Raw genomic sequence first — 21,027 nt, forward strand, 5'->3', positions numbered from 1 at the left:
TTTGTCTATTAGGCCTTTGCACAAGCAATGACAAAAAGCATTAGCTTTTTGAACGTTGCTTGCAACGACCCGTAGGGTGAGCAAGTGAATGAAGTTCACTTGCGAATAAAATGAAGTCGCCCTTTAGGGCGAAACCTAAATGTTAGATAAGAAATAATTTAACTAAAAGTTTTATCATTGACTTTGTCAATAAACTAAACCTCGCTTTTCAGCGAGGTTTAATATCTATATTTTATGCAGTCTAAAACTGAATTGATAAATTCACATTTCCAGCAACCGAATTAAACCCTTTCGCAAATGTGGATTGTACACCAGCACCCAATGCCACATTTTGGCTGATTTGATATTTTGCACCTACATCAAGTTCACCTGTTACGCGAGATGGGTCACACTCTTCCAACGTAAATCGATATTTTGGATAATTCACAAACCCAGCACGTAAATAATTACCTCGATAGGTCATATCGTATCCAACTGCCGCTTTCGCTTGTAAACTTAAACGCTCATTAATTTGGAAATCCCCTTTAATACCGAGTTTTGCCATAAAGGCCTCAGTGCTTTGTTTATCAACGGCGAAATTAAAGTCTTTTGCTCCTTTCTCTATATAATCTTCGACTTCAACTCGTTGATAATCTAATGTCAAGAATGGCGTTACTTTCGTTTGAGGATTAATTTGGAATTCTCTATTTAATGTGATACCAGTTCGAAAATGATTCGCTTTCATTTCACTTTCCGCTGTCCGCTCTAAGAAAGTTAACCGACGTTTTCCATCTAAATAAGATTGACCAACTCCTGCATAAAAATCAATATCCCATTGTGGGGTTAAGACAGTATTACCATATACACCAACCTGCCAAGTATCCGCTTTTAAGTTATGATTAGCTGATGAATCATAACTATCTGCATCAGTTTTAATATAACCTGCTGTTAAACCTAATTTGGTATTCTCAGTGACGCAACGTTCATTACCTACTGCAATACCATAATGGTTAGCTTGATAGCCTGACAATCCAAATGATCCATCTCGCTCATTCCATTCACCTAACACTTTTGCCCACACTTGATTCTCATCAGTATCCACTAAACAACGTCCTGTCGGTATTGCTTTTGTTAAAGTATCGGTTGCTTCTATTATGACTCGACTGGTACGAATACCAAGTAATGGCTGAAGTTGTTCTACCGCTTTAACCACCTCTTTTTCACTATTTAATTTTATTAAACCAAAAGCAATATCATTGTCTGCTGATGCTTTAATTTTATCTAAGCTAGCTGCTACTGGAACTAAGCAATCATCACACGCTTGTTTCACCAGATGTTTAATTAAGCCTGGCTTCGGTTCAGGAGTAGGATTTGGAGTTGGGTTAGGTTCTGGGGTTGGGTTAGGTTCCGGAGTTGGCTCAGGTTCTGATACAGGAGTAGCTTTAACATTTAAATGCATCGCTTGTGGGTCATATATCGCAGTAAAATCAAATAATATACTATTATCTTCTATTTTCGGATTAAAACGTCCTTTCAGCACCCCATCAGTACTTAACACATTTAAGAAAGTATCATCACCACCTTGTAGCTTATCGGCATACACATAAAGTTTACTACCATCATCAATCACAATATCCTTGGCACTATGTAATTGGCTGTAATCGCTATGACTATTAACATCGACTTGATAAGTGCCTTTTATCGTTAACGAATCAACCAGTTGTTTACCTCCAGCCTGGGAATACAAAGTACCATTTGGATTAACTACTATATCGGTATGCACAATGGTATTTGGTGCTAATGCAATTTTACCTTCATTAATGGAAAATGCTGGGCTTGCCGGAATAGTGATGTCTTGAGAGTTATTAGGAATATAATCTATGTATTTTCTATATTCCTCTTCATGACCAGTAATAATCCCTTCAGCTAAGATCCCCGAAAGGGTCCAGGTACCTGAACCATTTTTCTCAATCGTATCAAAAGCAAAGAATTTTTTACCTGATGTGAGCTCTATAATGCTGTAATCTGAAGCTCTTATCTTTAAATCTTTTTCATTTATACCAAATTCGCTCAGATTTAAAGACAAGTCATTATCTCCATTCAAGCTCAATGTATTGGTATTTCGTAGAATAAATCCAAACTTAGAAGGCTCATACTTATACCAAGCTACAGATGCTACCAATCCTTGAATATTATTAGGGTCAGTTGCCAAATCTAATACATTCCGAATTAAAGGTGGTGTTAGATATATATTTTCATCTCTTATAGAAAAATGATACATCTTGAGATCAAAAAACCCAATTGCCACAAATTGCTCGGTATCTTCTATTGGAATAATTTTGGTATTTCCTGATATCATTACTCGCGTATTAAATCGCTGATAACGATCAGCCTCTCTAACAAGAATCCCCATATATTCCCCTTTTATAATTGTATCAGAGACCGTAAGACTACGAGTATTAATCAACTCAATACTACTAGCACTAAGCTCTCCTCTATATCCTCGCCCTGTTAGGTTAGCCCCCAATATTGTAATATCGAGAGCACTCTGAGTCTGAATAGCTGCACGTTTCGATGTTATGGTTCCTCCTTTAACAACCAGAGAGGAAAAATAATTTTCGCCACGAATTGAATGATTATTTATATAAATCCCATTCCTATAAGGAGAATCAATAATCAAATCTTGAATAGTTAACAAGCCAATTTTATATGCACTAATCGCTCCTTCGTAGTAATGAGACTTAGTGGAGATTTTTCCTTGAGAGGGGCTACTTCCTTGTAAGGTAACATTTTGATCTTTGCCAACATTAATAGTAAGCCCCCCATCTAGGAAGTGGTCTCCGTAGTCGCACCTTTCAGATACGGTATAAATTCCTGCTGTTGTAATTTCTTTTTGACAGGCAAAATTCTCCGCCCAGGTAGGAAAAGATATTGTTCCTAAAATAGCAACAACGAAAACATTAAAGACAAATTTATAAGGATATAGAAGAGGAGGGGGGGGGTAAATTGAGTGTTTATCACGGCTTTTACTGTGCTGGTTTTACCCTTTGTTCTGGTATTTTCAGAAGCACACTGCCATAACTGCCGAATAGCATTCCAAACTAAACGATAGATATGATTCATAAGAAGTTCCTTATCTCGGAGGGTTATTTAAAGAAATAGCAGTCCACATCACATACTCTAAGTATGTTCTGCTATTTATGAAAAGAAGTCAAGACCTATTATTTCTCCTTTAATAGTAAGGAGTTAGCTATGTTGGGCAAAAGTGAACAATTATTACGAACAATTGGACAAGCAATTGCAAAATATCGGCGAGCAGTAGGGATGACGCAAGCAGAATTAGCCGAAAAATTAGATATTAGCAATGATGCGGTATCAAGAATGGAGCGTGGAAAATCAGTTCCTTCTGTATTAAGGCTATTGGAATTGTCAGAAATTTTTCATTGTGAAGTCGCGGATTTAGTTACCCTCAGTAGTAATCGCTCAATGGATCAGGCTAGAAAATTAGAACTCTTATTTATTGGATTAGACGGTTATGAGCGTGCAGAACTGATTAATATTATTGAACGAATGCTAAATTGGAAACAGCATAGGGAAGATTAATTTATGACAAAGTTATCGCTATCTTTTGTCGGAATTGTATAGGCTATGAGTTGTTAAAGCGTGTAGATTCTTTATAATCAGTAACAGCTTGCCTAACAAAGGATAATGGTATGAGTTTAGATTTAACCGAAATTCGTCAAAAAATTACTCAACTTGATCGCGAGATTTTGCGTTTATTGGCTGAACGTCATCAGGTTGCTTATGATGTGGTCAAAAGTAAAGAGATCACAAAAAAACCGTTGCGAGATATTGAGCGCGAACAGCAACTGTTGGATGCGTTAATTCGTTATGCAGATAGTCAAAATTATCAATTAAATCCGCAATATATCACAGAAGTTTTCCAAAAAATTATTGAAGATTCAGTGTTGACGCAACAGGCATATTTGCAGAATAAACTGAATCAGCAGCGCAATAATCAAATTCATATCGCTTTTTTAGGAATGTTGGGTTCCTACTCCAATTTGGCAGCACGTCAGTATGCGGAGCGTTATCAAAAGGAGTTGATTGAATTAAGTTGTGAATCTTTCCGTCAAGTGTTTGCGGCGGTAGAAGAGGGCAAAGCGGATTATGGGGTTTTGCCGTTGGAAAATACCACTTCCGGTTCTATCAATGATGTCTATGATTTATTGCAGCATACTGACTTGCATCTGGTCGGTGAATTGACTTATCCGATTCAACATTGTGTGTTGATTTCACAGCCGACTGATTTAGCACAGATTGACACGCTATATAGCCATCCACAAGTGATTCAGCAATGCAGTCAATTTATCAATTCATTGCAGGGCGTACACGTTAAATATTGTGAAAGTTCTTCGCACGCAATGCAGTTGGTGGCGAAAATTAATCGGGCGAATGTGGCGGCATTGGGCAATGCGGAAGGTGGTAAACTCTATGGGTTACAGGTGTTGCAAGATGGTATTGCTAACCAAGTCAACAATATCACGCGCTTTATTGTGTTAAGTAAACAAGCGATTGAAGTTTCACCACAAGTGAGTGCAAAAACCTTATTGCTAATGTCCACTACGCAGCAAGCTGGTGCTTTGGTTGATGCGTTGTTAGTGTTTAAAAAACATCAAATTATTATGAGTAAATTAGAATCTCGCCCAATTTATGGTAAGCCTTGGGAAGAGATGTTCTATGTGGAAATTGAAGCCAATTTACATCAAGAGAGTACGCAGCAAGCATTACAAGAATTACAAACCTATTGTAGTTTCGTCAAAGTATTAGGCTGTTATCCAAGTAATATTGTAAAGCCTGCTTGAGGTCAAAAATGAAGTTAAGTTTAATTGTGGCAATGACAAAAAATCACGTCATTGGTTTGGATAATCAAATGCCTTGGCATTTACCGGCTGATTTAGCGTGGTTTAAGAAAAATACGCTGAATAAACCAGTAATTATGGGGCGGAAAACGTTTGAGTCGATTGGTAAGGCATTGCCAAAACGACGCAATATTGTGTTATCAAGACAGGGTTTTACGGCGGAAAATATTGAAGTTGCGGCGAGTCTTGCTGATGCGTTAGCGTTAGTCGCTGATCAAGAAGAAGTGATGATTATTGGTGGTGGTCATCTGTTTGCGGAAACATTAGCGCAGGCGGATCGTTTGTATTTAACGGAAATTGAAACGGAATTGGCTGGCGATACTTTTTTCCCAGCGATTAATACAGAGGATTGGCAAGTGAGTTTCAGTGAAACTCACCAAGCCGATGAGAAAAATCAGTACGCTTATTGTTTTAAAATTCTAAAACGCCAAGTAAAGTAAACGCCATAAACCAATACCGAGCAGGGTAAAGGCTAAACAGCCGAATAAATGTAAGCAAACTACGCCTAGCCCTGTCCACCATTGCCCATCAAGAAAAATTCCAACCACTTCACCGGAAAAAGAGGAAAAAGTGGTTAAACTGCCAAGAAAACCGGTGATAAAAAATAGACGCCATTCATTACTGATCATTGGATAAGTAAGCAGCATACCGCTCATAATCCCCATTAATAAACAGCCTAAATAGTTGGCAATCAAAGTGCCGAAAGCAAAAGTGGTGAAAACAGGATTAAGCAATAGACTTAATCCCCAACGACAAGAAGCGCCTATTGCTGCACCGCCAGCGATATAAAGTAGTTGAAACATAGTTAGATCAAATTAAATGTAGCGCGTAAATAACTTGCCACAGCTTCATGGCCATGGTGTCCAATAATTTCTAAATTTGGTAAGGCTTTGATTAATGCAGGATTGGCATTTGCCATAATGCAGCCTTTACCAACAAAATCTAGCATACTCTCATCATTCATACCGTCACCAAATGCTAAACATTCTTGTGCAGTGTAGTGGCGATCAGCAAGCGCTTTTTTTAACGCATTCCCTTTAGAAACATCTTTATTCATAATTTCTAAACAGTTGAGTGAGGCATAAACAATTTCGGTTTTATCGCCATAAGTCTGGCGTAAATATTGTTCCAAATCGAGTAAATCCGCTTGCGTTCTAGCAATGAAAAAGACCTTTTCTGTACCGCTAGCATCATGATGACGAAAGTCAGTGATTTGATAGCTAAAACCAGAATCTTTGTGATATTTCGCCATTTGTGGAATATCACGATCGATAAACCAACCAGCATCTTGATAAGAATTAACAAAAATTTTGTCCTTATCAAAAGGTGTATTCATAATTTCTAAAGCGAGATTGCTAGGAAGATCGTTTTTATAACGTAATTTCCCAGAGAGGTCATGAATTCTGGCACCATTTGAAGTAATAATTTGAATATTTTCAATGCCAATTTTTGCCACAATAGAAAAAACATCTTCGTGTTTTCTGCCTGTAGCCAAAACGATATCAACTTGTTTTTCTTCTAATTTTCTTAATGTTTCAATAGTAAATGAACCGACAACATGTTGAGCATTGAGGAGTGTACCGTCAAGATCTGACGCCACTAATTTGAAAGGAAGTAAACTGCGCATAATGTTCCTTATTGTTCCCTAAAAAAGAATATATGTTAGCAAAAATAGCCATTTTCTGGGGATATTTTTACGTTCTAATAAAATTAAAAAATTTTATTAAAAAATAGTTTGATTAATTCAAAAAATGTGATATCAATAAAGACGCTCAAAAGCACACAACATACATACTTAGACCCACATTGGATATTGAAACTATGAATTCTATTCGTTTTATCGGCATTATTATTAACCTCGTGGTGATTAGCACTACGAGGTGAGTGGTACAAGCTGATAAAACTTCAATAAAAGATTTTAGGTCAGATGAACCCTCGCCCTTTCAGGTGAGGGTTTTTTTATAATGTAGTCAAGGAATTAAATAATGAATGGTGCAAAATTTATTACAGAATGCTTAAAAGCACATGGAGTGACCACAATTTTTGGCTATCCTGGCGGCGCAATTATGCCAGTGTATGATGCGATTTATGATTCAGGATTAGATCATTTACTTTGCCGTAATGAACAGGGTGCAGCGATGGCGGCGATCGGTTATGCCAGAGCGAGCGGTAAAGTTGGAGTTTGTATCGCAACATCTGGACCTGGTGCAACGAATTTAGTGACTGGATTAGGCGATGCGATGATGGATTCTATTCCGGTCGTGGCGATAACAGGGCAAGTAGCTTCACCTTTTATCGGTACTGATGCGTTCCAAGAAGCCGATGTATTAGGATTATCGCTTGCTTGTACAAAACATAGTTTTATTGTGCAAAATATCGAGGAACTTCCGGAAATAATGGCACAAGCCTTCCAAATAGCGCAAAGCGGCAGACCAGGCCCAGTTTTAATCGATGTTCCAAAAGATGTTCAATTCGCACCAATTCAGCAACAACCTATCGTTAAACCAATTCAATCACTTCCTGCTATTGATAATGCCTTATTAGAACAAGCAAAAACGCTATTGCAACAAGCAAAACGACCAGTGTTATATGTTGGCGGTGGTGTAGGAATGGCGAATGCTGTTGAGGAAGTGCGTCAATTTGTTGCTGTTAGTCAAATCCCAAGTTTTTCAACGATTAAAGGTTTAGGAACCTTACCAGCAGATAATCCATATTATATGGGAATGATTGGTATGCATGGCACAAAAGCGGCTAACTATGCAGCACAAGAGAGCGATTTATTGGTGGTATTAGGTGCTCGATTTGATGATAGGGTAACTGGAAAACTAGATAGCTTTGCACCATCAGCGAAAGTTATTCATGTTGATGTGGATATCGCAGAGATTAATAAATTGCGTCATGCTGATGTGGCAATTCGTGGCGATATGAAACAAGTTTTGGCGGCGTTGACAATGCCGTTAGAAATTGACGAATGGCGCAATGATGTTAGACGTTTAAAAGAGAGCTATGATTTTGCTTATGCAGAGAATAGCGGTGATAACAATATCAATCCTTGGTGGTTATTGCATACTTTATCTGCAAAACGAGCAAGAAATAGTGTGATTTCTACTGATGTTGGGCAGCACCAAATGTGGTCAGCACAGCATATGCAGCACTTTGATCCGAAAAACTATATTACTTCTGCTGGATTTGGTTCAATGGGTTTTGGTTTACCAGCAGCAATTGGTGCACAGAAAGCAAGACCAGAAGATCCGGTTATTTTAGTAACAGGCGATGGTTCATTTATGATGAATATCCAAGAATTAGGTTCGATCAAACGTGGCAAGTTACCAGTGAAAATTTTGTTGATTGATAACCAACGTTTGGGAATGGTGCGTCAATGGCAAACATTATTTTTCCGCGGTCGTCATAGTGAAACGATCTTAGAAGATAATCCTGATTTTATTATGTTAGCGAAAGCATTTGATATTCCGGGAGAACGCATTGAAAAAGGTGGTGAAGTTAATGCAGCGTTAGATCGTCTTTTAAATGCAGAAGGACCTTATTTATTGCACGTTTGTATTCATGAAGATGAAAATGTGTGGCCGTTAGTGCCGCCTGGTGCAAAAAATGATGAAATGCTAGAGGACATTGGAGTATAAAATGAATAATTATCAGATTTCAGTGCAAGCGGAATGGCGACCAGAAACATTGGAAAGAATTTTACGTGTGGTTAGACATCGTGGTTTTGTAGCAACAGCACTAACTAGTCAATTGCAAGAACAACAACTTACATTGCAAATTTCATTACGCAGCGAACGAGAGTTATCGCTATTAACGAATCAATTAGTGAAGTTATATGGAATTACTGATGTTACAGTATTAAGCTAAATACTGGATTTTGTTGACTATGAGCGGAATACAGATTTATACCAGTCAAGATGGACAAGTTTCCTTACAAGTTTCTTTTGAACAAGAAACGGTGTGGTTATCGCAGTCTCAAATGGCAGAACTGTTTGGGAAAAATGTGCGTACTATTAATGATCATATTGAGAATGTTTTTAAAGAGAAAGAGCTTGAGCAAAATTCAACTATCCGGAATTTCCGGATAGTTAGAAAAGAGGGTAATCGTCAGGTTAGTAGAAATATTGAACATTATAACCTTGACGTCATTATTTCTGTTGGCTACCGAGTAAAATCTCAACGAGGTGTGCAATTCCGTCAATGGGCGACAAAAACCTTAAAACAACATTTAATTGATGGTTATACGTTAAATGAAAAACGGCTACAAGAACGAGGTATTGATTATCAGCAAACTGTTGAACTTCTTAGTCGTACTTTGTTAAATCAACAATTGCTTAATACTGAAGGTGAAGCTGTGATTCAGGTAGTGCAGGATTATGCTAAGAGTTGGAGCCTGTTACAAGCCTATGATGAACAAAGCTTAAAGGAAAATACTGCAAAACAACATCATATGATTGCATTGCTATATGATGAAGTATTGAAAGCCATTTCTGCATTAAAGCAAGAACTGATCGCTAAAGGTGAGGCTACGGAGTTGTTTGCACAAGTTCGTGGTGATGGTTTAGCATCAGCAATTGCAACTATAGAACAAGGATTTGGTGATACATTGTTCTATCCTAATGTTGCTAGTCGAGCTGCTCATTTATTGTATTTTGTAATTAAGAATCATCCGTTAGCAGATGGTAATAAAAGAACAGGGTCATTTCTATTTTTATGGTATTTGCGGTTAAATCAACATTTGTTAGCAAAACCAGTATCACAGCTAATTAATGATAATACGCTTGTTGCATTAGCATTATTGGTGGCAGAAAGTCTGCCGGAACAAAAAGAGTTAATGATTCGATTAATCGAACATTTTATCGTGTTAAAAGAAAACAAATTATAGATTGGAGAGATTATGCCTAAATTACGTTCAGCGACCAGTACTCAAGGCCGCAATATGGCTGGCGCGCGAGCCTTATGGCGTGCCACAGGAGTAAAAGACAGCGATTTTGGAAAACCAATTATTGCAGTGGTTAACTCATTTACACAATTTGTACCAGGGCATGTACACCTGAAAGATTTAGGACAATTAGTCGCGAAACAAATTGAAGCATCAGGTGGTATTGCGAAAGAATTCAATACTATTGCCGTAGATGATGGGATTGCTATGGGACATGGTGGAATGCTTTATTCCTTACCATCACGTGAATTAATTGCTGATTCTGTAGAATATATGGTGAATGCGCATTGTGCTGATGCGATGGTCTGTATTTCTAACTGCGATAAGATCACTCCGGGAATGTTGATGGCGGCATTACGTCTTAATATTCCAACAATCTTTGTTTCTGGTGGCCCAATGGAAGCCGGAAAAACCAAACTTTCTGATCAATTAATTCGTTTAGATTTAGTGGATGCTATGATCCAAGGAGCAAATCCAGACGTTTCAGATCATGATAGTGAAATTATTGAGCGTTCAGCTTGCCCAACTTGCGGTTCTTGTTCAGGAATGTTTACCGCTAACTCAATGAACTGCTTAACAGAAGCATTAGGTTTAAGTTTACCGGGTAATGGTTCTTGTTTGGCAACTCACGCTGATCGTAAACAATTGTTCTTACAAGCAGGTTCACAAATTATGGAACTCTGCCGCCGTTATTATGAACAAGATGATGCTTCTGTATTACCTCGTTCAATTGCGACTAAAGATGCCTTTAACAATGCAATGAGTTTAGATATTGCAATGGGTGGTTCAACTAATACCGTATTGCATTTATTAGCGGCGGCGCAAGAAGCGGAAGTTGATTTCACAATGGCGGATATTGATCGTCTATCTCGTGTTGTTCCTTGCTTATGTAAAGTGGCGCCAAATACTAATAAATACCATATGGAAGATGTGCATCGTGCTGGTGGTGTAATGGGAATTTTAGGTGAACTAGATCGAGCACATTTATTGAATAATCAAACACATACCGTATTAGGTTTAACGTTAGAACAACAATTAAACCAATATGATGTAAAACGTGATGTTAGTGATGCGGTGAAGACATTCTATCGTGCAGGTCCGGCAGGGATTCGTACTACCGAAGCCTTTTCACAAGATTGCCGCTGGGATAGTTTAGATGATGATCGCCAACAAGGTTGTATTCGTGATAAAGCGCATGCGTATAGCCAAGATGGTGGTTTAGCGATGTTAAGCGGAAACTTAGCGGAAAATGGCTGTATCGTGAAAACTGCTGGAGTGGATGAAAGCATCTTAACTTTCAAAGGCCCAGCAAAAGTATATGAAAGCCAAGAAGCTGCAGTAGAAGCGATTTTAGGCGGTAAAGTGGTTGCTGGCGATGTTGTAGTGATCCGTTATGAAGGTCCAAAAGGCGGGCCAGGTATGCAAGAAATGCTTTACCCAACAAGTTATCTAAAATCAATGGGGCTAGGTAAGGCGTGTGCATTATTAACTGATGGTCGTTTCTCAGGTGGTACTTCTGGCTTATCAATTGGTCACGTTTCTCCAGAAGCGGCTAACGGCGGTACGATTGGTTTAGTCGAAGATGGTGATTTAATTTCGATTAATATTCCACAACGTAAGATTGAGTTATTAGTCGATGAAGCAGAATTAAGTAAACGTCGTGCGGAAAAAGATCAATATGGTTGGAAACCAAAAGATCGCCAACGTCATGTTTCCTATGCACTAAAAGCTTACGCTTCTTTAGCAACCAGTGCAGATAAAGGTGCGGTACGTGACCGTAGCAAACTATAAGCGGTACTGATATGGATATGCAAACATTATTGGCAGCAGCGCAGCCAAGCGGAACTGAATATTTAAAAGCTATTGTTAAATTAGGTTCAAAGGTGTATGAAGCAGCGCAGGTAACGCCGTTGCAAAAAATGGAAAAACTGTCAAATCGCTTAGATAATCAAATCTTTATTAAGCGTGAAGATCGTCAGCCTGTACATAGTTTTAAATTGCGTGGTGCTTATGCAATGTTATCCACATTAACCGCCGAACAGAAAGCAGCAGGCGTAATTGCTGCTTCTGCTGGCAACCATGCGCAAGGTGTAGCTTTATCAGCAAAATTATTAGGTTTAAAAGCGTTAATTGTGATGCCGCAAAATACACCAAGTATTAAAGTGGATTCAGTACGAGGTTTTGGTGGAGAAGTATTGCTCTATGGAGCGAACTTTGATGAAGCGAAAGCAAAAGCAATAGAGCTTTCGCAAAGCAAAAAAATGACGTTTATTCCGCCATTTGATCATCCGTTAGTAATTGCCGGACAAGGCACATTAGCAATGGAAATGCTACAACAAAATTCTGATATTGATCGAATTTTTGTGCCTGTCGGCGGCGGCGGTATGGCGGCAGGCGTTGCCGTATTGATTAAGCAAATGATGCCGGAAATTAAAGTAATTGGGGTGGAGTCCAAAGATTCTGCTTGTTTATATGCGGCATTACAAGCGAAGAAACCTGTTGATTTAGAGCGTGTAGGCTTATTTGCTGATGGGGTAGCGGTAAAACGCATTGGTGATGAAACTTTCCGTTTATGCCAACAATATCTTGATGATGTTGTGTTAGTAGATAGTGATGAAGTTTGTGCGGCAATGAAGGATCTATTTGAAGATGTCCGCGCAATTGCTGAACCTTCAGGTGCTTTATCGTTAGCAGGATTAAAGAAATATGCTCGTCAGCATCAAATTAAAGGTGAAAATCTGGCAGCGATTTTGTCTGGTGCAAACTTGAATTTCCATACTCTGCGTTACGTTTCCGAACGTTGTGAAATTGGGGAAAATCGAGAAGCTTTATTAGCGGTAACGATTCCTGAACAAAAAGGAAGTTTTTTAACTTTCTGTCATTTATTGGGTAATCGAGCGGTGACAGAATTTAATTATCGTTATGCCGATGAGCAGAAAGCCTGTATTTTTGTTGGGGTGCGTACCATTAATGAAGCGGAAAAAGCGGAAATCATTAATGATTTAAGCCAAGCTGGTTTTTATGTCGAAGATATGACAGATGATGATGTCGCAAAAACTCATATTCGTTATATGATCGGCGGACGTCCAAATAGCGATAAATTAGAACGTCTGTATAGCTTTGAATTCCCAGAGCAAAAAGGCGCTTTGTTAAAATTCCTGGAAACATTAGGAACGCATTGGAATATTTCATTATTCCATTATCGTGCACATGGCGCTGACTATGGCAATATTTTGGCTGGCTTCCAATTTGAAAAGGATGATTTGGATGACTTCAAACAACACCTTAGTAAGTTAGGGTATGTTTGCCAAGATGTTACTGATAGTAAGGCGTATCGTTATTTCTTAAGTTAAAAACTAAGCCCCTCAACGAGGGGCTATTTATTTGATTTTATAGTACAAAACCCACTGCTTTATAGACTTGTTCTAAAGTTTCTTTCGCTTTGGCTTTCGCTTTTTCTGCACCTTCACGCAAAATCTGATTAAGCAGTTCTTCATTATTACGGAAATGATAGTAGCGTTCTTGTAATTGAGTAAGCATTGCTGAAACTTCATCAGCTACAGCGCCTTTTAAGTGGCCATACATTTTACCTTCAAATTCTGCTTCTAATTCTGGAATTGGTTTGTCCGTAATTGCCGATAAGATGCTTAATAGATTTGATACGCCTGGTTTATTCTCGATATCAAATTTAATACGAGGTGGCTCTTCAGAATCGGTCATTGCACGTTTAATTTTCTTCGCTACTGCTTTTGGATCTTCTAACAAACCAATCACGTTGTTACGGTTGTCATCAGATTTTGACATTTTCTTAGTTGGGTCAAGAAGTGACATAACACGTGCACCAGCTTTAGGAATAAACACTTCTGGGATAGTGAAGATATCGCCATAAAGTGCATTAAAACGTTGGGCAATATCACGCGTGATTTCGAGGTGTTGTTTTTGGTCATCACCAACTGGTACTTGTTTGGCTTGATATAACAAAATATCGGCAGCCATTAATACAGGATAAGTAAACAAGCCAACGCTGACATTGCCTTCATAACGTGCGGATTTATCTTTAAATTGCGTCATACGACCCATTTCACCGAAATAGGTGTAACAATTTAATACCCACGCTAATTGCGCATGCTCAGGAACATGTGATTGTACAAAAATCGTACTTTTCTTTGGATCAATACCACAAGCGAGATAAAGCGCTAACACGTCGAGTGTTGCCTTGCGTAAAGCTTCTGGATCTTGACGAACGGTGATGGCGTGTAAATCTACCACACAGAATAGACATTCGTAGTCATCTTGCATTTTTACCCATTGGCGTAATGCACCGAGATAGTTACCAATAGTCAATTCGCCAGAAGGCTGAACACCACTAAATACAATAGGTTTTTTACTCATTTTCTTTCCTTAATTCGATTACACAATGGTTAAAATGTTTGCAAAATCACTGAATACCCAATCAGGATTTGATTCCGCAATTGGAATATTATAGTTATAGCCGTAAGTTAAACCCACTACTGCACAACCGGCAGCGCGAGCAGCTAAAATATCATTTTTAGAATCGCCAACAAATAATAATTCTTTCGGTAAAATACCGAATTTGCCACAAAGGTAGTAGAGTGGCGCTGGATGTGGCTTGATCGCTGGTAAAGATTGTCCGCCGAGCGTTTCCGCAAATAAATGATCAATGCCAAAGGCTTTAAGCACCGGCACAACATGTTGTGTTGGTTTATTGGTGACGATAGCAAGTAAGAAACCTTGTTCTTTAAGGCTGATTAAAGTTTCTTTCACTTGTGGATACAACACGCTTTTATTACAAATGTTCTCACCGTAATGCACATTAAAGCGAGCTTTCATCTGTTGTAAAGTGGTTTGATCTGGTGTTGCACCTGCCCATTCTAAGGCACGAGCTAATAGAATATCGGCACCGTTACCAATCCAAGTTAATACGTTATCTTCGCTAGGACGAGGTAGATTGAATTCTTGAAAGGTATTGCCAACGGCTAACGTCAAATCTGGTAGACTATTTACGATCGTTCCATCCAGATCAAAACCAATGGCTTTAAATTGACTCATATAATTTCCTTATTTTTTATTGTTATAGATTGGCGCTCGCAAGTTGTTGGCGCATCGCACTAATGACTTGCTGATAATCTGGCTTACCAAAAATAGCAGAACCAGCAACGAACATATCGGCACCAGCACGTGCGATTTCAGCGATATTATCAATTTTGACACCGCCATCGACCTCAAGACGAATATCTCGACCACTTGCTTTAATACGTTCGCGAGCTTGTTGTAATTTGACTAAAGCAGAAGGTAAGAATGATTGTCCACCAAAACCTGGATTTACCGACATAATCAAAATAATATCAATTTTATCCATAACATAATCAAGATAGCTTAATGGTGTGGCAGGATTAAAAACCAAACCAGCTTGACAGCCGCAATCACGAATTAGTTGTAAAGAGCGATCAATATGCTCGCTTGCTTCAGGGTGGAAAGTAATAAAAGTTGCACCCGCTTTCGCAAAATCAGGAATAAGACGATCAACAGGTTTTACCATTAAATGTACATCTATCGGAGCGGTAATGCCGTCATCACGTAGTGCTTGGCAAATAGCAGGACCAAAGGTAAGGTTGGGTACATAATGATTATCCATTACATCAAAATGGATCACGTCAGCACCAGCGGCTAGCACATTTTTCACGTCATCACCTAAATGAGCTAAATTAGCAGAAAGAATAGATGGTGCAATTAAATAAGGTTTCATGGTAAGCCTCTTCTGTTGAAGTCAAACAAGTTCCGATAGTGTACTACTTAATCAGATCAATTTTAAGGTTTAGTTGTAAAGAAGGTATGTCATTGAAATAAAAAAAAGCATGGGGGAGAGTACCCATGCTTAAAAAATGTTTTCAAGAGGAACGGATTTAATTATTCAACAGTAAGTTTTTTGCCATCAAAGCTAAGTTCTCTCACTGCTGTTAATGGTTTACCGCCATCAGTTTCCCCACCGATTAATAAAATCTTATTGTCATAAGAAACGGTCACACCATAGCCTGAACCATAAGGTAATTTACCGATTTGTTTCCATTTACCTTTATCTAAGCTAAATACTTCTGCAGGATAAGCTTTTTTGAGTCCTTGGTGAGCAAAGAGTTTGCCTTCTTTAAATTGTTTAGTTGAACCAGGGAAGTTTGCACCACCAGTTACCACTAAATAGCCATTACTATAACCAGCATAAGCGCCAGCTAAACCTTCTTGTACAACACCTTTTGCTGGATCTGGTAAGTTAGGAAGTTTTTTCCAATCTACGGTACCGAATTTATTGAATTTACCTTGGCTTGCTTCCGCAGTTCTCAATCCTGGTTTGATTTCACCATTAATTACAGTAATGACATCACCTTTGACAGTTACCGCTGCGCCAGCACGACCAGAGAATGGTAATTGTCCTTCGTTACGCCATTTATTAGTAGATGGTTGATAGCTGAAGAAAGTGGTATTAAAGAAGTAATCTTGTGGACGTTGATTGAAGTAAGCACCCATTACTGCTTCTTGTTTTGCTTTATCTGTACCAGCAGCAGTATAGTCTTGGAAGTAACCATTGAAGATAGATAAGTTAGAACCACCAACGATAAATACTTTATCACCATAATTTACGCCGGTTGCACCGACAAGTCCTAATGGAGAACGAGTTGGTAATTTAGTCCAAGTATTGTTTTGTGGATCATAGCTATAAGCATCATTAACTAATTGTAATTCGCCTTTTTCGTTCTTTTGTAAACCACCAAAGACATAGAGTTTGCCTTCAACTGCAGTTACCACTGGTTGAGCACGATCGCCGCCAGGGAATGCCGCAATTTCTTTCCAGCCATCTTTCGCAGATTTTAAATTAAGTGCATAGAATTTATCTGCACCAGAACCTAAACCAACATATACGGTATCACCAATTAATGCACCGCCGCCGCTTTTAATACCAACAGGAAGATCTGGATATTGGCCTGCTTGAGCTGCGAAAGCTGCCACAGAAAGTCCAGCAACGATCATAGAATGGAGAATAGTTTTTTGTAATTTCATAGTATCACCCTCAGAGTTTGTGAAAAGACCATTCCTTGATACCGCATTTGAATGGATTAAATGATGAGCTAATGATAAGTCCACTCCATTATATTTGTAAATATGGAGGATAATTTTAATTTCAGAAGTTTGGACGAGATCACAAAAATAAAAAAATGCAGCCTTATTAAGCTGCATTTTTGTTGAAAAATTAAGCTAACTTAACCTTTTTTCTTTGTTGGTCGTTGCCAGCCTTGAATATGTTTTTGTGGAACGCGAGTGATCACCAATTCGTTTTCGCCAACATCTCGAGTGATCGTTGAACCAGCGCCGATAGTTGCACCATCTGCTACTGAAACCGGCGCCACCAATTGAACATCCGAACCAACAAACACATTATCGCCAATAGTGGTTTGGAATTTATTAGCACCGTCATAGTTACAGGTGATGACGCCAGCGCCGATATTACACTCTTTACCAATCACACTGTCGCCAATATAGGTAAGGTGATTGACTTTCGACCCGACTCCAACAATGGCTTTTTTGATTTCCACAAAGTTACCAACGTGGGTATTTTCAGCAAGTTTTGCTCCTGGGCGTAAACGTGAGAACGGGCCTACTTGTGCGCCATTACCAATGATGGCATCTTCAAATACAGAGTAAGGTTTAATTTCAACATCATCACCGATTTCGACATTTTTAAGTACGCAACCAGCACCAATTTTTACACGATTACCGAGTTTCACATCCCCTTCAATCACCACATTAATGTCGATTTCGATATCTTTACCATGAGTTAAGGTACCACGCAGATCGAAGCGGTTAGGATCAAATAGCGTAACACCTTCCAACATTAAACGTTCCGCATTTTTTTGTTGATAGTAACGTTCTAAGCGAGCAAGTTGTAAGCGGTTATTGACGCCTTCTACTTCCATTGGATCTTGCGGATGAACGGCTACTACTTGGCGACCATCTTGATATGCCATCGCAATGACATCAGTGATGTAATACTCTTTTTGTGCATTATTATTGGTTAATTGTGATAACCATTTTTTAAGATTTTTACCATCACAAGCTAATAGACCAGTATTAATCTCTTGGATTTTCAATTGTTCTGGAGAAGCATCTTTTTGTTCAACAATACCAATAATATTGCCATCTGGTTGGTTATGCTCACGTAAGATACGACCGTAACCCGTTGGATTGTCTAATTTTACGGTTAATAAAGCGATACCATTTTCTGGTTTGGCTGCTAACAGTTGTTGAATGGTAGCAGCAGAAATCAACGGCCCATCGCCATATAACATCACAATGGTTTCATCATCAGCAAAATAAGGCGCAGCTTGTTGCATTGCGTGTCCTGTACCTAATTGTTCTGCCTGTAATACCCAATTTACTTTTTCGTTCGCTAGACGTTGTTGTAATAAGTCTGCGCCATGTCCATACACGAGATGGATGTGTTTTGCACCTAATTGTGAAACAGTGTCGATAACGTGTTTTACCATTGGTTTGCCTGCGATTGGATGCAACACTTTTGGTAAATCTGAATACATACGAGTACCTTTACCCGCAGCCAAAATAACGACACTAAATGGAGATACGTTCATAAATTCCTCTATGCGTTAATGTCCCGCTGTTTGCGAGAATAAATTAATAATTAAGACACCGATCAAGATAAACACAATACCAATGATCGCTGCGAAATCTAAATATTGTTTAAATAAAAAGCGTCCAATTAAAGCGATAAATAGAATACCAACACCTGACCAAACGGCATAGGCAATACCGATTGGAATGGATTGGACAATTTTTGAAAGTAGAAAGAAACTGGCTACATAACAGCCTAAAGTAATCAATGTATAGAGAGGTTGTGTAAAACCATTGCTATAACGTAAGCTGGTAGTACCAATGACTTCAAATACTATCGCCATTAAAAGCAATAACCACATCATCATTTTTAATTGTCCTTTTGTTGCTCTTGTGCAAGACGTACAGCAGTTGGTACACGACGTTTACCGATATTTTTCTTATCACGCAAACGCACTTTACGTTTTTTCTTCTCGGCAGCTTCTTTTGCCTCTTCTCGTTTTTGCTTAATTTTCGCCTTTTGTTTTTTACTTACTTTCTTAACATCGCCATCTTTCGGTGGTTTAGTGCGTGGCGCAAGATCAGCGATAACTCTAGCTTTCAATAATTCACCAGTATAGCGACGAATTTTACCTAATAGCGGATAATCGTGCGCCTCAACAAAGGAAATTGCCGTTCCTTTTTTACCGGCACGAGCAGTACGCCCAATACGATGCAAATAAATATCAGCGTTATAAGGTAGGTCAAAATTTAAAACGTGTGAAATATCATCAATATCAATTCCACGCGCGGCAACATTAGTGGCAACAAGTACTGTCACTGTACCATCACGCAATTTCTCAATTGCATTATTGCGTTGAGTTTGTGCCATTTCACCTTCAAGATAGGCACTACGAATACTGCGTTTACGTAGAATTTCCGATAATTCTCTAACTTCTTCACGACGACGGACAAAAATAATACCTTTGCTAACTTGCTCATCGATAATGGTGCGCGCCAATAATTTAATCTTATGTTCACGACTATCGGCATGGTAATACCATTGCTGAATTTTTTTACGTTCACGACGACTTGGTTCTGCATTTACTTCAACTGGATCATTTAATAAACGTTCGGCAAAATCAGTTAAAGCCTCACCTTCCAGCGTAGCAGAAAAGAGCATTGTTTGTTTGCGCCAACGAGTTTCAGCAGCAATTTGTTCAGCATCTTGTCCGAAACCCATTTGTAACATACGGTCTGCTTCGTCAAAAATTAAAATTTCGACTGCACGACAATCGAAATTTTCCTCTTTAATGTATTGCAATAAGCGACCGGGAGTGGCGATGACCATATCTTGGTTTTTATTAAAAATTTCACCATGATTTTGATAAGCAACACCGCCTGTAATAGTGGCAATACTTAATGAAGTAAAACAAGCCAGTTGTTCCGCTTGTTCCGCCACTTGCATCGCTAATTCTCGTGTTGGTGTTAAAATTAATACACGAGGAGCGCCGGGTTTGCGGCGTGGAAAGTCAAGCAAATGTTGAATGGCTGGTAATAAGAAAGCGATTGTTTTACCAGTACCAGTTGGTGATGAACCTAACACATCATGTGCGTCCATTGCTGCAGGAATTGCTTCACATTGAATTGCTGTCGGGCGAGAAAGTCCTTTTTTCTCTAATGCTTGTAATAATTCAGGCGCAAGTTCAAATTCATCAAAAGTCGCAATAGTCATAAAAACTCTCTAAAGTATAAAATCAGCCTCGAATTATAGCGAAATTTTATTAAAATATCCTTATTCAATCCTAGTAGTACGAAATATTCTGCAATGACAACAGGTTCCGGTTTTCGCTTTAAACAATTCCAAATTTATCATGATCAATGCGCAATGAAAGTAGGCACTGATGGTGTGTTATTGGGCGCTTGGGCTGATGTAACAAAAGCTAATGCGATTTTAGATTTAGGCTGTGGTACCGGGTTAATTGCGTTGATGTTGGCGCAACGGACAACAGCAAATTGCCAAATTGTTGGTGTTGAAATTGAAGAGAATGCTTATCGGCAAGCATTAGAAAATGTAGCTATGTCGCCATGGCCGCAGCGTGTATCAATAGTGCATCAAAATATTGCAGATTTTTGTCAAAATAGTTCGCAACAATTTGATTTAATTGTCGCTAATCCACCTTATTTTGCTACCGCCAGCAAATGTCGTGATGATCATCGTGAAACTGCGCGATATCTTGGTAAATCTTCACATTTAGCTTGGTTAATGGCAGCAAATCATTGTTTGACGACACAAGGTAAAATCCAATTTGTTTTGCCGTTTCAAGCTGGTGAGTTGTTATTACAACAGGTTAAAACAATGGTAACTGATTTGGTTTGTGATGAGATTTGTGAGGTGACGACCAAGGAAGGTAAAACAGCGCAACGTATGTTATTAAGCTTTATGAAATCATCAAATAAGGTTGTACCGAAACAAACTAAATTAACCATTTATACTGAACAACATCAGTATCATTCCGATGTCATTCCCATGTTCCAACCATTTTATTTGAAGTTATAATCCCG

Annotated in this window: 20 protein-coding genes; 9 read left to right on the top strand and 11 right to left on the bottom strand. The window is 38.7% G+C overall.

Annotation, left to right across the window (positions count from 1 at the left end):
• Window positions 1-241: 241 nt before the first annotated feature.
• Window positions 242-2,392, bottom strand: coding sequence for an autotransporter outer membrane beta-barrel domain-containing protein (locus QS62_RS04590; RefSeq protein ID WP_066106608.1), 2,151 nt, complete (start codon window positions 2,390-2,392; stop codon window positions 242-244).
• A gap of 524 nt (window positions 2,393-2,916) precedes the next feature.
• A complete protein-coding gene (locus tag QS62_RS04595) occupies window positions 2,917-3,102 on the bottom strand; it encodes an ESPR domain-containing protein (protein WP_066106611.1) in 186 nt (61 codons plus the stop codon).
• A gap of 129 nt (window positions 3,103-3,231) precedes the next feature.
• Here QS62_RS04595 and QS62_RS04600 point away from each other — a divergent pair, with 129 nt between their 5' ends.
• From QS62_RS04600 to folA, 3 genes are all read left to right on the top strand, one after another.
• Complete coding sequence (locus QS62_RS04600; protein WP_039134891.1) at window positions 3,232-3,582, top strand: helix-turn-helix domain-containing protein; 351 nt, start codon at window positions 3,232-3,234, stop codon at window positions 3,580-3,582.
• A gap of 110 nt (window positions 3,583-3,692) precedes the next feature.
• Window positions 3,693-4,844 (top strand): prephenate dehydratase, encoded by a 1,152-nt coding sequence (gene pheA / locus QS62_RS04605; protein WP_066106613.1) that lies wholly within the window; start codon window positions 3,693-3,695, stop codon window positions 4,842-4,844.
• A gap of 8 nt (window positions 4,845-4,852) precedes the next feature.
• Window positions 4,853-5,341: a type 3 dihydrofolate reductase gene (gene folA, locus QS62_RS04610; protein WP_066106617.1), complete on the top strand. Its 489-nt coding sequence runs from the start codon at window positions 4,853-4,855 to the stop codon at window positions 5,339-5,341.
• Here the strand turns inward: folA and QS62_RS04615 are convergent.
• Together QS62_RS04615 and QS62_RS04620 are read right to left on the bottom strand one after the other, a co-directional pair.
• Entirely contained in the window at window positions 5,321-5,704 is a 384-nt protein-coding gene (locus QS62_RS04615; RefSeq protein WP_066106619.1) for a fluoride efflux transporter FluC, read from the bottom strand. The genes folA and QS62_RS04615 overlap by 21 nt on opposite strands.
• Window positions 5,705-5,706: 2 nt before the next feature.
• Complete coding sequence (locus QS62_RS04620; RefSeq protein ID WP_066106622.1) at window positions 5,707-6,528, bottom strand: Cof-type HAD-IIB family hydrolase; 822 nt, start codon at window positions 6,526-6,528, stop codon at window positions 5,707-5,709.
• A gap of 358 nt (window positions 6,529-6,886) precedes the next feature.
• Between QS62_RS04620 and ilvG the strand changes: the two genes are divergently transcribed.
• Genes ilvG through ilvA form a run of 5 tightly spaced genes read left to right on the top strand, consistent with a single transcriptional unit; the run spans window position 6,887 to window position 13,199 of the window.
• Complete coding sequence (gene ilvG, locus QS62_RS04625) at window positions 6,887-8,542, top strand: acetolactate synthase 2 catalytic subunit (protein ID WP_066106625.1); 1,656 nt, start codon at window positions 6,887-6,889, stop codon at window positions 8,540-8,542.
• Between the two features lies 1 nt (window position 8,543).
• Window positions 8,544-8,771, top strand: a complete 228-nt coding sequence (ilvM, locus tag QS62_RS04630) for an acetolactate synthase 2 small subunit (protein ID WP_066106628.1) — start codon at window positions 8,544-8,546, stop codon at window positions 8,769-8,771.
• A gap of 19 nt (window positions 8,772-8,790) precedes the next feature.
• Window positions 8,791-9,789, top strand: a complete 999-nt coding sequence (gene rhuM, locus QS62_RS04635; protein WP_066106632.1) for a RhuM family protein — start codon at window positions 8,791-8,793, stop codon at window positions 9,787-9,789.
• A gap of 12 nt (window positions 9,790-9,801) precedes the next feature.
• Window positions 9,802-11,637 (top strand): dihydroxy-acid dehydratase, encoded by a 1,836-nt coding sequence (ilvD, locus tag QS62_RS04640; protein WP_066106635.1) that lies wholly within the window; start codon window positions 9,802-9,804, stop codon window positions 11,635-11,637.
• A gap of 11 nt (window positions 11,638-11,648) precedes the next feature.
• Complete coding sequence (gene ilvA, locus QS62_RS04645) at window positions 11,649-13,199, top strand: threonine ammonia-lyase, biosynthetic (protein WP_414146316.1); 1,551 nt, start codon at window positions 11,649-11,651, stop codon at window positions 13,197-13,199.
• Between the two features lie 37 nt (window positions 13,200-13,236).
• Here ilvA and trpS read toward each other — a convergent pair whose 3' ends face one another.
• The 7 genes from trpS to srmB form a co-directional block, all read right to left on the bottom strand.
• Window positions 13,237-14,238 carry a tryptophan--tRNA ligase gene (gene trpS, locus QS62_RS04650; protein ID WP_066106637.1) on the bottom strand — a complete coding sequence of 334 codons (1,002 nt, stop codon included), beginning with the start codon at window positions 14,236-14,238 and terminating at the stop codon, window positions 13,237-13,239.
• Between the two features lie 18 nt (window positions 14,239-14,256).
• Window positions 14,257-14,916 (bottom strand): phosphoglycolate phosphatase, encoded by a 660-nt coding sequence (locus QS62_RS04655; protein ID WP_066106640.1) that lies wholly within the window; start codon window positions 14,914-14,916, stop codon window positions 14,257-14,259.
• A 22-nt stretch (window positions 14,917-14,938) separates the two neighbouring features.
• Entirely contained in the window at window positions 14,939-15,613 is a 675-nt protein-coding gene (gene rpe, locus QS62_RS04660; protein ID WP_066106644.1) for a ribulose-phosphate 3-epimerase, read from the bottom strand.
• Window positions 15,614-15,774: 161 nt separating this feature from the next.
• Window positions 15,775-16,917, bottom strand: a complete 1,143-nt coding sequence (locus QS62_RS04665) for an N-acetylneuraminate epimerase (protein WP_066106647.1) — start codon at window positions 16,915-16,917, stop codon at window positions 15,775-15,777.
• A gap of 200 nt (window positions 16,918-17,117) precedes the next feature.
• On the bottom strand, window positions 17,118-18,503 hold the full coding sequence (glmU, locus tag QS62_RS04670) for a bifunctional UDP-N-acetylglucosamine diphosphorylase/glucosamine-1-phosphate N-acetyltransferase GlmU (protein WP_066106650.1): 1,386 nt from the start codon (window positions 18,501-18,503) through the stop codon (window positions 17,118-17,120).
• A 15-nt stretch (window positions 18,504-18,518) separates the two neighbouring features.
• The gene (locus tag QS62_RS04675) at window positions 18,519-18,851 is read right to left on the bottom strand and encodes a DMT family transporter (protein ID WP_066106653.1); all 333 of its coding nucleotides are present in this window, start codon (window positions 18,849-18,851) and stop codon (window positions 18,519-18,521) included.
• Window positions 18,852-18,853: 2 nt separating this feature from the next.
• Window positions 18,854-20,197, bottom strand: coding sequence for an ATP-dependent RNA helicase SrmB (gene srmB, locus QS62_RS04680; RefSeq protein ID WP_066106656.1), 1,344 nt, complete (start codon window positions 20,195-20,197; stop codon window positions 18,854-18,856).
• A gap of 93 nt (window positions 20,198-20,290) precedes the next feature.
• On the opposite strand from srmB, the gene QS62_RS04685 reads away from it, so the two are divergent.
• On the top strand, window positions 20,291-21,022 hold the full coding sequence (locus QS62_RS04685) for a tRNA1(Val) (adenine(37)-N6)-methyltransferase (RefSeq protein ID WP_066106658.1): 732 nt from the start codon (window positions 20,291-20,293) through the stop codon (window positions 21,020-21,022).
• The last annotated feature ends 5 nt before the right edge of the window (window positions 21,023-21,027 follow it).

The sequence above is a fragment of the Gallibacterium salpingitidis genome, from assembly GCF_001678495.1.
Lineage (GTDB): Bacteria > Pseudomonadota > Gammaproteobacteria > Enterobacterales > Pasteurellaceae > Gallibacterium > Gallibacterium salpingitidis.